This window comes from Shewanella sp., from assembly GCF_048265805.1.
Lineage (GTDB): Bacteria > Pseudomonadota > Gammaproteobacteria > Enterobacterales > Shewanellaceae > Shewanella.
Map to the genome: position 1 here is coordinate 115321 of NZ_JBLXAT010000011.1, position 13578 is coordinate 128898.

Below are 13578 nucleotides of genomic sequence, written 5' to 3' on the forward strand. Positions count from 1 at the left end.
GTGGCGCATATTAACAATAAGTTCGACTTTTAGCTTTTCGCCACTGACTTGTTGCTTAATTCTGCAGGGAAAAATGATGAACGCACTTAAATCAAAATACGCTCGGTGGTTCGCCTCTGGCGCTTTGTCGTTAGCGCTTGCCGGTTGCGGCGGCGGTGATGGCAATGACGGTACAGATGGCAACGATGGTGGCACAGGTGGTCAGCCAGCAATGACTATTTCCAGCATGAAAGTTAGCTTTTATGAGGAGAGTGTGACTGACGGTGTAGCCAGCGTACGCTTTTTGGTCACAAATCAAGACGATGAAGCTATCGTCGGTCTACAACAAATTCGTTTCTACGCGCTGCAATTAGCACCGCAAGATGCCACCGGTATGGGTAATGCCTCAGAATGGCAATATCTGGTCGATGAAACCTGTAACGTAGCATCTAGCTGCCCAGGTACATTGGAAGATAAACGCAACGGCGTTTATACCTATACCTTCGGCACTAATCTGACCAACGCTGAAGCCACGCGTTCAGCTTTCAATCCAGAGTTTGCCCAACGCATTATGCTGCGTTTGTACAATACTCCGCTGCCAGATGGCACTGCGGTACCAAATACCGCCGCTATTGTTGACTTCAACGTTGATGGTTCTGCAGCAATCTATACTCGTAAGATTGTCGCAACTGACAGCTGTAACACCTGTCACGGCGATGTCAGCACCGCGCACCATGGTGGTTCTTACAAAGACGTCAACATGTGTGCAAGCTGCCACAACCCTAGCCGTCTGCGTGACCCTGATGATCGCTTTAGCATGCTGATCCACGAAAAACACTTCACCAATACTGACGGCGCAATTGCTCCAGCTTTCCCAGGCGATAGCTTGATGAGCTGTCAAACTTGTCACAATGACAGAGGTGAACAAACTCCAGATTGGAGTAACTGGAATCGCGTACCTACTGCTGAAGCGTGTGGTAGCTGTCACAGCAACATCGATTTTGCGAGTGGCACAGGTCACTCAGTGCAACAAGACAACAGCAGTTGTGTGGCATGTCATACCCCTGAATGGACTAAAGAAGTTCACAGCGAAGGTATCAACAACAAACATGCTGTGATTGATTCACGTGGCATGAATGTTACTCTAACGCCAAATGCTGATGATACAGCCACTATCCGCATCACGCTGCTGGACGGTGAAGGTAATCCGCTGGATGCACAAAGCGAACTGCCAAAAATCAAACGTCTGGAAACAGCGACAAACGTTGGCCCTAATTTCCCAGCCATGGGATATAACGCTAGCGCAAGCAATCCATTTGGCCACATCGCGCAGGATTTTGTTACTGACAATACGCTGCAAGACAGCATCAATATTGATGGCAATACGCTGAGTTTCACAACACCTGCACTGCCATTTGGTACTGGCGATAAAGACACCGCCTTCACCTTCGTAGGTTTAGAAATGTGTTCTGATGCGAACTCAGTGATTAACTGCGCCGAAGACTCTGCAACTACCAGTATGAAAGCTGCGCTAGCTTTCGGTACTAAATCAGGTAGTGCGCCATCGCATCGCCACACTGACTCAGTGAACTATGGTGCGTGTCAGCAATGTCACGGCGACACTTTCTCACTGCACAAAGGCTATCACGCAGGTTTCGTATTGAGCGAACAGATTGCTCGTGATGGCGTGGTGGGTCTAGATGGCTGTGTGGCTTGTCACACTCCCGATGGCACCTACGCCAATGGCGCAAACAAGGGTCCATTTGAAGAGAAGCTGCACGTTGTACACAACGCCGTTGGTGTAATTACTGACTGTCAGCAATGTCACAACGCCTTCAACACTGGCGCATTTGAGAAAAAAGGCGCTTTGGCGACAGCGGCTGGTCAATACACTACGCCTATCACTGCGGTATGTACTTCTTGCCACGCGCTGGGTTCAGACGGTTTGCATAGCCAAGCGACACTGGAAAGCTATGGTGCGGTAGTGAATGGGGATTACACCCAAGCTAACCAAGCTGCACAGTCTGAAACTTGTTTCTACTGTCACAAACCAACAGCGGCGGATCACACCCAAGTGAATTTGTAATTTGCCCGAACAGCAGGGACCCACGTCCCTGCCCTTCATTTAGTTTGGACAAATCAAGGATGCAATGATGAAAACACAACAAAAACTAATGTCAGCACTAAGCTCTGCCGTATTGGTAGCAGTGATGGCATTTAGCTTCACCCATACCGCTAACGCATCGGTGTGGGATAAGAAAATGACCCCTGCAGAGGTTGAAACCACGCTGGATAAGAAATTTGAAGAGGGAAAATACTCTGCAAAAGGCGCTGACACCTGCTTGATGTGCCATAAACGTAGCGACAAAGTTATGGCGATTTTCGGTGGTGTGCATGGTGCAATTACCTCATCAAAGAGCCCAATGGCTGGCCTGCAATGTGAAGCCTGCCACGGTCCTCAGGGCAAACACCGGGGCGCGAACGAGCCGATGATCGCCTTTGGTAAAGACTCAACCCTGCCCGCTGAAAAACAAAACAGTGTATGTTTGAGCTGTCACCAAGACGACAAACGGATGAATTGGGAAAGCAGCCACCACTCTAGTGCAGATATTGCTTGTGCATCTTGTCACACAATCCATGCTGCTAAAGACCCAATTTTGGCTAAAGATACTGAAGTTGCCGTATGTACTAGCTGCCATACCAAGCAGAAAGCTGACATGAACAAACGTTCAGCTCATCCATTGAAATGGAATCAAATGGTATGTACCGATTGCCACAATCCACACGGTACAACAACTGAAGCCGATTTGGTTAAACCAACCATTAACGACACTTGCTATAGCTGCCATGCTGAAAAACGTGGTCCAAAACTATGGGAACACGCCCCAGTGACAGACAACTGTGTTAACTGTCACAACCCTCATGGCACCGTAAACCAAGCGATGCTTACCGCACGTCCTCCACAGCTTTGCCAGCAATGTCACGCAAGTGATGGCCACGCAAGCCGTGCTTACCAAGGCAATACCGGCCTGGGCGGTACCGTCAATGGTTCAGCATTTACCGGCGGTAAGAGCTGTCTGAACTGTCACAGTCAGATCCACGGCTCTAACAATCCATCCGGCAAGCTGCTGCAACGCTAAGGAGACAGCAAGATGAACTTCAGATTGAACGTAATTACCGTTGCTTTGCTGGCCAATGCGGGGGTCGCCATGGCTGCTGACGGTTACGGCCTAGCCAATGCCAACACTGAAAAAGTGAGCTTGGACAAGTGGAAATGTAATGCTTGTAAAGTGCAAACAGGCACCGAAGGCAATATCAGCGCTGGCGTAGGTTATGTTAACGATGGACACGATCTCCGCTCAGCTAATGCAATGGGAACCGACAACGATGTGGCAACTAAGATTGATGCTGATATCACCCACGTTGCTGAAAGCGGCTACCGCCTGACATTAACCGCTCATGACCTAGGTATGGACACTGGTAGCGCTAGCATTAGTGCGAGAAAACCGGGTAAATATGCAGTAACTGCTGGTTTGCGTCAGATGGAAACCTACGGCAACACTAACGCCGTAACACCTTTTAGCCGCAGTGGTGAGTTTTTATCACTGCCAGCTAACTGGGCCAATGCCGGCACAGGTAACGGTGTTGATGTTTCCTTGGTTAACCCACTGGAAATGTCTTTGAAACGCAAACGCTATTCATTGGACACTGAATACTCAGCCGATTCGCTGTGGAGCACTTACGTTAATTACCAACGTGAAGAAAAAACCGGCACAAAATCCACCTCTGGGGTGATTTTCAACCAAGCCACTATGCTGCCACAGAATGTGGATTACACCACCGATACCTTTGAAGCAGGCGTGAAGTTGAGCGGCGACCATTGGTTTACTGCCCTTGCCTACAACGGTTCTCGTTTCAAAAACGATAACGACAGCTTAGGTTACGCCAACCCATTCGGCCAAACCGCAGGACAGACCGTGGCTTATTTATCAGAAGATCCTGATAACCAAGCACATACAGTCTCGCTCAGTGGTCTTTATACCGACATGGGAGCTTTACTGTCAGGTCGTGTGCTGATCGGCCGTATGAGTCAAGATGAAAGCTTCTCAACCTTAGGGTACGGCTATAGCCTGCCTGAAGGAAATGCCGATGCACAGGTTGATATCGTCGGTGTGGACTTGAACGGGACTCAACGCTTTGGCGATGTCCGTATCAGTGCCAGCTACGATTACTACGACCGCGATAACAAAACTGATATCGAACCGTGGACACAAATCAGTGTTAGCGATGTTAACGGCCAAGTGGCATACAACACTCCACTAGATAGCACTACTCACAAAGCCAAATTGTCTGCCGACTACCGTATCAGCTCAGGTATGAAAGTCGAAGGCGGCTATGACTTTAAACGTGAAGAACGTAGCTACGAAGACCGTGAAAACACCAACGAAAACACTTTGTGGGGCCGTTTTACACTGAACAGCTTTGAGCACTGGAATATGTGGGTCAAAGGCAGTTACGGCAACCGTGATGGTTCAAACTATCAAGCTGGCCGTTACACCTCTACTGAAAATAATGCCTTGCTGCGTAAGTACTACATGGCCGACCGCGAACGCACTATGGTAGAGCTGCGTGTGTCGCACACACCATTGGATAACCTCACCGTCGATTTTGGTGGTCGTTATGCTTATGACGAATACGACAACACAGACATCGGTTTAACTGAATCACGTGACGGTAGCATGGACATCAACGTCAACTACCAAGCAACCAAAGACTTGAACATGAATCTGTTCTACAACCATCAGATCATCAAGTCTCAACAAGCTGGTAGCAGTAACTTTGGTAACGCTAACTGGTTTGCTGACGTGCGTGACACCGTCGATGTGGTCGGTTTTGGTGCCTACTACGACAATCTGTGGGAAAAGAAACTGCGTCTAGGGCTGGATTACACCTACTCTGACTCAGACTCCAACACCGTCGTACGCCAAGCAGTAACTGGTGATTTTGGTGCTTACTTTGCCAAAGAGCATAATTTGTCGCTCTACGCTCAATACCAAGCAACTGAGAAAGTCGCGCTGCGCCTTGATTACCGTTTCCAACGTTATGAAGATAACGACGAAGCTAACGACATTGACGTGAATAGCATCTGGAACTTAGTCAGCTTTGGCAATATCGACCATGACTACACTGCTAACATGTTGATGCTGAGTGTGAATTACAAACTGTAATACAGTCGCTTAACTCTGTTACAAAACTCGTTAATAAAACCCGCCACGCGCGGGTTTTATTTTTTGGTTAAACAATAGACACATTATAAAATAACTTACTGATACAAAAAGTTTATAGATTTCTCTTGAGTTCCAGTGGTATAGCTCCTACACTGAGTAAGTGTTGTATTTTTGTTATAAATTGAATTTTGTTGGGCTAACAATAACTGGCGCAGCAAAGTAGTAACTCGTAAGTTTCTCAACCACGCAATATTCCATTACCTTGTGATACTTCGGCGGAGGGATCCGCCTATTTTTTTGCCTATTTATCAGTAAATTTACTAATTTGCGATATTGTCACTTGCTAGCGTACGGCAATTACGACAATGTACCTGCACCTTGAACATCTTCCCCAACAGCTATGAATTTTCTTCGTACATTCTTTCGTGCAATAGCGCTAAGTTCTGCGGCTTGCAGCCCCGTCGTATTGGCGGCAGAGGTCAATCACCCACAATCGGGGAGTCTGCTGGCAAGCATTGTCATTATGATGCTGGTTGGCGGCTACACGCTGGTCAACATTCCGTTGCAAGCGCTGTTTTATTTCAATGGACAGTACCAAAGTTCACGCTGTGTTAGGTGGCATAGTACCATCGGCATCTTCATTGCACTGTTCGGTGCAGCATTGGCTATTTATGATCAGCGCACCTTAGCTGAAATGGCATTCTATTTAGGCCTAGTGCTGGTTGCCATTGCTATCGCTAGCCTGCCATTTTTAATTAAAAATAGCGCTAAAGCGCCAACGGCTAATGCTGGCAGCTACCTGCTAATCGCTAGCCTATGTTATCTGTTACCCGCATTGCTATTTTCATCATTAATTACACCGTTTGCCATCGTACTCGCCTTGGTGGCTAGCCAATGGCAAACCAACAAAAGTCCACTATTCAATATGTCACGTTGGCTGCTGGTAATCGTCAGTACGGGTTGGTTCATACACCAGTTAGTTGCTCTTTATGAAACAGTAACGCGTCATTAGTGGCCGCCTAGCCAATGACCAAACCAACCCCATGTGATGCATTAGTCGCAACTATCCGTCAATGCCATCTCTGTCAGGGGCTGCCGCTTGGGCCTAAACCGATACTGCAAGCCAGCAGCAATGCCCGTATTCTGATTGCGGGCCAAGCGCCAGGGCAAGTGACACACCAACGAGGACGACCGTTTGATGACGCCAGCGGCGAGCGATTACGTCGTTGGCTGGCAGTAGACAAAGAGACTTTTTACGACCCCAACCAGTTTGCCATCGTACCGATGGGGTTTTGTTATCCTGGTAAAGCGACAGCTGGCGACGCGGCACCAAGACCTGAATGTGCCGCTACTTGGCGACAACCGCTGCTGGCAGCCCTTCCCAACATTGAACTTACCTTGCTACTTGGTCGTTTTGCCATAGCTTGGCACTTAGCCAATACCGAATTTGCCAAACAGCCACTTGCACAGCTCACCACTCATTGGCAACAATTATGGCCACAGCTGATGGTATTGCCGCATCCAAGCCCACGTAATAACCGTTGGCTAGCACAACACCCTCAGTTTGAAGCGCAGCAGCTACCGCGGCTACAACAACGTATCGCCAGCTTACTGCATCGGCATTAAATTCTCTGGAGCCTAACCATGTATTTTCTTGATGCGGCAATTGCCCAGCAAATTGTTGACCGCACCATGCGCATTATTCAACACAACATCAATGTGATGAATAGCCAAGGCGTTATTCTCGGTTCCGGTGACAAAAGCCGTATCAACACGGTTCACGAAGGTGCACTGCTAGCGATTAGCCAAAATCGTGCCGTAACCATCGACCAAGGCAGTTTACAGAGCCTGCACGGCGTCAAAGCAGGGGTCAATTTGCCACTGCATTACCATGGCCAAATTATTGGGGTGGTGGGGATTACTGGTGATCCAGCTAAGCTAGGTCAGTACGGTGAACTGCTGAAAATGACTGCCGAGATGATGGTTGAACAGGCTAACTCGCTTGAGCTGAAACAGTGGCACAAACGGCAACGCGAAGAGTTTATTTTGCAGCTCGTACGGCAAGAAGGCCCTCTGCCTGCCGGCATGTATGCTTGGGCGCAACAGCTCGAAATTGATTTGACTCAGCCGCGAGTGGCTGCGCTGATCGAACTCAATGGCGATGGCATATTGGCCACCACACTCAAAGATATTCAACAGCTATTGGAGTATCCGCAGCGTGACAACTTAGTGGCGATGACGGCGATGGATCAATTGGTGATCCTCAAACCAGCATTTTTAGATGGTAAGCGCTGGGACCCACAGCTGGAAGATCTGCGCATTGAAAAACTCTTGGCACGGCTACCGGCAGATACCAAAGGACGGGTAAAGATCGCGCTCGGGCATTACTTTCCTGAAGCTGGCGGACTGCAACGTTCCTATCAAACCGCCTGTGAAACACTCAAACTGGGCAAGCATACTGCGCCAGAGCAAACGAAATACTTGTATCAAGATCATGCAGTGTCAGTGCTGTTGTCATCGTTGGGCAACGATTGGCGCGGCCACGAACTGGCGATGCCATTCATCAAACTACAACTGCAAGACCGCCGTGGAGTATTGCTCAAAACACTGCGCGCATATCTGCAGCATTTTGGCGACCAACAACGTTGTGCTGATGCCCTATATGTTCACCGTAATACCCTGCGCTACCGCCTCGAAAAAATTGCGGAGATCAGCGGCATCGACCTGTCATCACTGGATGGTTTATTGCAGCTGTATCTCGGCGATGTCCTCAGCCGTATAGAACCTGAATAACTTTGTGCAAATACACAAATAACAGCAGCAAAGTTGCCCAAGTTCGGTAGTTTTTTCTAAAGCTAAAGCTTAATTGCCTCGCTCATAATGGCAGAGCCGTCTGTTTTGCTACAGCGGCGTAACAAAACGCCATTAAAACACCCTATAACAACAATTAAGGGACACATATGAGCTTGGTATTAACCCTGTTAGCGGTGATCATTTTTATCGTGATCGCCACCACCAAATTTAAACTGCATCCATTTTTAACGCTGCTACTGGCGTCATTAATTGCTGCATTTGCTTTCGGCTTGCCAGCCAAAGATATTACCAAAACCATCAGTACTGGATTTGGTAATATCCTAGGTTACATCGGCTTAGTGATTGTTTTGGGGACAATCATCGGTACGATTCTGGAAAAAAGCGGCGCGGCTATCACCATGGCCGACACTGTAATTAAGCTGATTGGCAAACGTTTTCCTACATTAACCATGTCGATCATCGGCTACATAGTGTCAATTCCTGTGTTTTGCGACTCAGGTTTTGTCATTCTGAATAGTTTGAAGCAATCGATGGCCAACCGGATGAAAGTATCCAGTGTTGCGATGAGCGTAGCGTTAGCCACGGGCCTATACGCGACTCATACCTTTGTACCGCCAACCCCGGGGCCAATTGCTGCCGCGGGTAACTTGGGGCTGGAGTCTAACCTTGGCTTAGTCATTGCCGTCGGCCTGCTGGTGTCAGCGGTTGCCGCAATTGCAGGTATGCTGTGGGCCAACCGCTTTTTGCAGGTGGAGCCAAACGGCGAAGGTGCTGAGGAATTAGTGCAACAAGCGGAAGAGTTCGACAAACTAAAAGCCAGCTACGGTAAATTACCAAGCGCGATGGCATCATTTGCACCAATTTTTGCGCCCATTGTTCTGATCTGTTTGGGGTCTATCGCCTCTCTACCCGCTAAACCATTCGGCTCAGATATTGCCTTTACTGTGTTGAATTTCCTCGGTCAACCACTGAACGCCTTGCTGATTGGTTTGGTACTGTCGTTACCGTTACTGAAGTCAACTCACCGCATCCAAGAGTTTACTCAACGTATCTCCGACGGTTTAGTGGCTGCCGCACCGATCTTGTTGATCACCGGTGCTGGCGGTGCCTTTGGTGCCATCATCAAAGCAACTGACATCGGTACTTATCTGGGTACAACGCTGTCGGATCTGGGGATTGGTATTTTTATGCCGTTCCTTGTCGCCGCAGCCCTTAAATCAGCCCAAGGTTCATCTACCGTTGCACTGGTCACGACCTCAGCCATGGTGGCGCCAATGCTGGCTGATATCGGTCTGGGTTCGGAAATGGGCCACGTACTGACGGTAATGGCGATTGGTGCTGGGGCGATGACCGTATCCCACGCCAACGATAGCTTCTTCTGGGTTGTTACCCAATTTAGCCGCATGAGCGTTTCACAAGCCTACCGTGCCCAAACGGCCGCAACCGCAGTACAAGGTGTTGTCGCAGTATTGCTGGTGTGGTTATTGAGTTTAATTTTACTTTAATACCTGCGAAGCCACTGCAAAGTGGCTTTCATGTTGTAACAGGAACCCCCTATGAAAATAGTGATAGCGCCTGATTCCTTTAAAGAGAGCCTTAGCGCACTGGAAGTTGCTGAGGTTATTGCGGAAGCATTTGCCGTGCATTTGCCTGATGCACAGTTCGTTAAAGTGCCGGTAGCTGATGGTGGTGAAGGCACAGTGCAATCGATGGTGGATGCCACTGCCGGGCGGATTATCCATAAAACCGTCATCGGGCCGATGGGGCAGCCAGTTGAGGCGCACTACGGCATTTTAGGTGCAGATAGCAGCTTCGGCGCCAATACGGCAGTCATTGAGATGGCGGCTGCGTCGGGGCTACACCACGTGGCAGCGGCAGAACGTAATCCACTGCTCAGCACAAGTTATGGTACAGGTGAACTGATTGCCGATGCGCTTAATCGAGGTATTCGTCATATCATTCTCGGCTTGGGCGGCAGTGCCACTAACGACGGCGGTGCGGGCATGATGCAAGCGCTGGGCTATCAATTGTTAGATATACATGGCAAAGCACTGCCAGCAGGCGGGGCAGCACTCAGCGAACTACAAAGTATCGACGTTGTTCGCCAACACCCAGCTTTAGCTGAATGCACCTTTGACGTGGCATGCGACGTCGATAATCCTTTGTGTGGCGAGCGCGGGGCATCCGCTATCTTTGGCCCGCAAAAAGGCGCCACGCCAGCAATGGTGACACAACTCGATACCGCCTTGGCACACTTTGCCCAAGTAGCCGAGCAACTGGGCTTTCGCGAAGCACAAAATACTGCGGGCGCGGGTGCCGCCGGAGGTATGGGCTTTAGCGTGATGACGTTCCTTGAGGGCAATCTGCGCCCTGGTGTCGATATTGTGATGCAAGCGGTTGGCCTTGCGGACAAAATCGCTGGTGCAGATCTGGTGATCACCGGTGAAGGCCGTATCGACGGTCAAACCGTGTTTGGTAAAACACCAATGGGGGTGTTACGCGTAGCTAAACAGCAGCAAATTCCCGTGATTGGCATTGCCGGTTGTCTTGGGGAAGGCGCCGACAAGATGCTAGAACAAGGTATGAGTGCGATTTTTGATATTATCCCATCCGCAAGCGATTTAGCGTTAGCCTTAGCCAACGCCCGCCCTAACCTTCACCGAGCCGCCAGTAACATCGCCGCGGTTTGGCGCTTAGGTTTACGGCATCATTAACCGACATGACCGTAGCGAGTTTCTCTCAGCTTGCTACGGTCATCGCAACCACACCTTGCCATGAATGTCGCACTTATTATCTGAAATCAGGCTTTTACATCTGTTTTGCTTCAAATCAAGTGCGTTATGAACGAGGCACAGTCCGTAACGTTTAGTCCACTCCACAAATTCGCTGCTACGTTCAGCAGCCCCTTAATTTATCGGCCGCAGGACTGACATCGTTACCATGCTCACATTTTAACCAGCCTATTGCTAGACATTGGTCGAACAATGCCATTGTCTTGGCTTGTCAGCCTGTATTTTTTCGCCGATTGCGCAAAGGCTTGCTAATGCAGTGCTTGTATGGATAAATGGCTTGCAGTAAAGTGTCCCACCATTCTTAGGCCTGCATATCAGGCACTATTTGCGAGAACTGTTCGATTCATGTCTGCCAGTAAATCACGAAAGGCAACCGCCTCTGCAGCCAGCTTATTGCGTATTTTTACGGTGCCAGAAGCGCCCGAATCTACGCTAAGTAAAATTGAGCATGCGCTATCTGAAGATCTGGAAGGTTTTCTAAGCCAAAGCATTGTTGCCTTGGAAAAACCACTTCACGAAGTCGAAGAAGATTTTTGCGCGTTTGAGATCCCCGATGAGCCAACGTTCGTCTCAGACTATACCGAAGAGATGATGCAAAGCTTAGTCGCGCACTCAGTGCATACTGCCGCGCCAAGCTTTATTGGTCACATGACCTCAGCCATGCCCTACTTTGTGCTGCCACTGTCGAAAATGATGGTGGGCTTGAACCAAAACTTGGTCAAGATTGAAACCTCAAAAGCCTTTACCCCGCTTGAGCGACAAGTGCTGGGGATGATGCACCACTTAGTCTATGGCGAATCAGACAACTTCTATCAGCAATGGATGCACAGCGCCGATCATTCGTTAGGGGCGTTTTGTTCTGGCGGTACAGTTGCCAACATAACCGCGCTATGGATCGCTCGAAATCGCTTGTTGACAGCAGATGGTGACTTTGCGGGGATAAATGCCGATGGTTTGATGGCGGGATTGCGCCATTACGGCTGGAATGACTTAGCAATTCTGGTGTCTGAGCGTGGCCACTACTCCTTGGGTAAAGCCGCCGATCTGTTAGGTATTGGCCGCAACAATATTATTGCTATTCCAACCGATGCCAACAACCGCGTCGATGTCGACGCCATGCGCCAAACGGCACAACAGCTACAACAGCGTGGTGTGCGCGTGATGGCGATAGTGGGCGTAGCAGGCACCACCGAAACCGGTAATATCGACCCATTACCACAATTAGCTGACTTAGCCAGTGAGCTTGCGTGTCACTTCCACGTGGATGCGGCTTGGGGTGGCGCCAGTTTGATGTCGAATACTGCCCGTCATTTACTGCAAGGTATCGAACGCGCCGACTCTGTCACCATTGACGCCCACAAGCAGATGTATGTGCCAATGGGCGCTGGCATGGTGATTTTTCGTGATCCCGAACTGGCTCGCGCAATTGTGCATCACGCTGAGTATATTCTACGTCGAGGTTCTAAAGATTTGGGGAGTCAGACGTTAGAAGGTTCCCGTCCGGGAATGGCAATGTTAGTCCATGCCTGTTTACAAATTATTGGCCGCCAAGGCTATGAAATCCTTATCGATAACTCGCTAGAAAAAGCGCGTTACTTTGCCAATGTGATTAAGCAACACCCCGATTTTGAGTTAATCAGTGAACCTGAGTTATGCCTGCTAACCTACCGCTATGTTCCGCAATACGCCCAGCAAGCATTAACACAGGCGATTGCGATCAATGACTGGGAAAAAGTGAGCAAAATTAACGCCGTGCTGGATGATCTCACCCGCAGCATTCAAAAAAGCCAGCGTGAACAAGGCAAGTCATTTGTATCGCGTACCCGCTTGCAGCCAGCACGTTACCAACGGCAAACCATTACCGTATTTCGCGTGGTGTTAGCTAATCCATTGACCACCGAGCAGATCCTCAAAGGCGTGCTCAACGAAGAAATAGAAATAGCGGCTGACAAAACCCAGTTACTCAGCAAACTCATGCAGTTATGCCACTAGCCATTGGCTCATTGGCGCATTGCTGCTGAGCAGTTTCAAAAAACATGACTAAGCTGTAGGTCATTAAGATTCCGCTGAATACGGCCGTTTATTCGGCCAGCGGATTTCAAACAGATCAATCACAAAGCCCATCTGCCAAAGATGGGGTTTTCATTTCTGCGGCCCATGAGCGCTTGCTTCCTCACACATCCGCCACACAAATCCTTCACCCAATGCTGCACGCTAGCTAGAGTGTGTTGATCTTTGTTTATTTATTAGTCGCAATACATCGGTAGCCACATCATTACGCACGCCAGAGCAACCATACTTTGGTAATTCCTTGCTAGTTTGTCATACCGAGTGGCTACCGCTCGGTACTTCTTCATCTTCATGAAAGCGTTCTCAACCAAGTGTCGGTATTTATATAAACACCTGTCCATATCGTGGTTTCCTTCCATGCTATTTTGCTTCCGCGGGATCTGAGATTGGCTACCTCTATCTTCAATCACACCTCGAAGTGGATTACTGTCGTAGCCCTTGTCAGCAATGACCTGTTGTGCTGTTGGCGAATGACTAACTAAGCTTGTTGCATGGACAATATCGTTGACTTGACCACCCGATAATTCGAAATAAACTGGCAAACCGCCACTATCTACAACCAAATGGATTTTAGTTGAGTTTCCACCTCGGCTTTTGCCTATAGCTTCTTCATCTTTACGTCCACTTCGCGCACTATCCTGATGTGCTTTGACAATACTGCCATCGATGAACAACCATTCTGTATCACTGTCTTG

Annotated in this window: 10 protein-coding genes; 9 read left to right on the top strand and 1 reads right to left on the bottom strand. The window is 49.0% G+C overall.

What is annotated here, in order from left to right:
- Positions 1-73: 73 nt before the first annotated feature.
- From ACN0TT_RS09930 to panP, 9 genes are all read left to right on the top strand, one after another.
- Complete coding sequence (locus ACN0TT_RS09930) at positions 74-2065, top strand: OmcA/MtrC family decaheme c-type cytochrome (protein WP_417761987.1); 1992 nt, start codon at positions 74-76, stop codon at positions 2063-2065.
- Positions 2066-2153: 88 nt separating this feature from the next.
- Positions 2154-3119, top strand: coding sequence for a DmsE family decaheme c-type cytochrome (locus ACN0TT_RS09935; protein WP_417761999.1), 966 nt, complete (start codon positions 2154-2156; stop codon positions 3117-3119).
- Between the two features lie 12 nt (positions 3120-3131).
- Positions 3132-5207, top strand: a complete 2076-nt coding sequence (locus ACN0TT_RS09940) for an MtrB/PioB family decaheme-associated outer membrane protein (RefSeq protein WP_417761988.1) — start codon at positions 3132-3134, stop codon at positions 5205-5207.
- Between the two features lie 400 nt (positions 5208-5607).
- A complete protein-coding gene (locus ACN0TT_RS09945; protein ID WP_417761989.1) occupies positions 5608-6219 on the top strand; it encodes a hypothetical protein in 612 nt (203 codons plus the stop codon).
- Positions 6220-6233: 14 nt separating this feature from the next.
- Positions 6234-6833 (top strand): uracil-DNA glycosylase family protein, encoded by a 600-nt coding sequence (locus ACN0TT_RS09950; RefSeq protein WP_417761990.1) that lies wholly within the window; start codon positions 6234-6236, stop codon positions 6831-6833.
- 18 nt (positions 6834-6851) lie between these two features.
- Positions 6852-8000, top strand: a complete 1149-nt coding sequence (locus tag ACN0TT_RS09955) for a sugar diacid recognition domain-containing protein (RefSeq protein ID WP_417761991.1) — start codon at positions 6852-6854, stop codon at positions 7998-8000.
- 167 nt (positions 8001-8167) lie between these two features.
- Entirely contained in the window at positions 8168-9526 is a 1359-nt protein-coding gene (locus tag ACN0TT_RS09960; protein WP_417761992.1) for a GntP family permease, read from the top strand.
- Between the two features lie 51 nt (positions 9527-9577).
- Entirely contained in the window at positions 9578-10735 is a 1158-nt protein-coding gene (locus ACN0TT_RS09965) for a glycerate kinase (RefSeq protein WP_417761993.1), read from the top strand.
- A gap of 423 nt (positions 10736-11158) precedes the next feature.
- Positions 11159-12805 (top strand): pyridoxal-dependent aspartate 1-decarboxylase PanP, encoded by a 1647-nt coding sequence (gene panP / locus ACN0TT_RS09970; protein ID WP_417761994.1) that lies wholly within the window; start codon positions 11159-11161, stop codon positions 12803-12805.
- Between the two features lie 254 nt (positions 12806-13059).
- Here the strand turns inward: panP and ACN0TT_RS09975 are convergent.
- Positions 13060-13578, bottom strand: a 519-nt coding sequence (locus ACN0TT_RS09975; RefSeq protein ID WP_417761995.1) for an IS5 family transposase, incomplete at its 5' end; no start/stop codon positions are given.

Excerpts from the sequence above, each read along its gene's own strand:
- ACN0TT_RS09935 (WP_417761999.1), top strand. The coding sequence starts at position 2,154 with ATGTCAGCACTAAGCTCTGCCGTATTGGTAGCAGTGATGGCATTTAGC.
- ACN0TT_RS09930 (WP_417761987.1), top strand. The coding sequence starts at position 74 with ATGATGAACGCACTTAAATCAAAATACGCTCGGTGGTTCGCCTCTGGC.
- ACN0TT_RS09945 (WP_417761989.1), top strand. The coding sequence starts at position 5,608 with ATGAATTTTCTTCGTACATTCTTTCGTGCAATAGCGCTAAGTTCTGCG.
- ACN0TT_RS09950 (WP_417761990.1), top strand. The coding sequence starts at position 6,234 with ATGACCAAACCAACCCCATGTGATGCATTAGTCGCAACTATCCGTCAA.
- ACN0TT_RS09955 (WP_417761991.1), top strand. The coding sequence starts at position 6,852 with ATGTATTTTCTTGATGCGGCAATTGCCCAGCAAATTGTTGACCGCACC.
- ACN0TT_RS09960 (WP_417761992.1), top strand. The coding sequence starts at position 8,168 with ATGAGCTTGGTATTAACCCTGTTAGCGGTGATCATTTTTATCGTGATC.
- panP (WP_417761994.1), top strand. The coding sequence starts at position 11,159 with ATGTCTGCCAGTAAATCACGAAAGGCAACCGCCTCTGCAGCCAGCTTA.
- ACN0TT_RS09940 (WP_417761988.1), top strand. The coding sequence starts at position 3,132 with ATGAACTTCAGATTGAACGTAATTACCGTTGCTTTGCTGGCCAATGCG.
- ACN0TT_RS09965 (WP_417761993.1), top strand. The coding sequence starts at position 9,578 with ATGAAAATAGTGATAGCGCCTGATTCCTTTAAAGAGAGCCTTAGCGCA.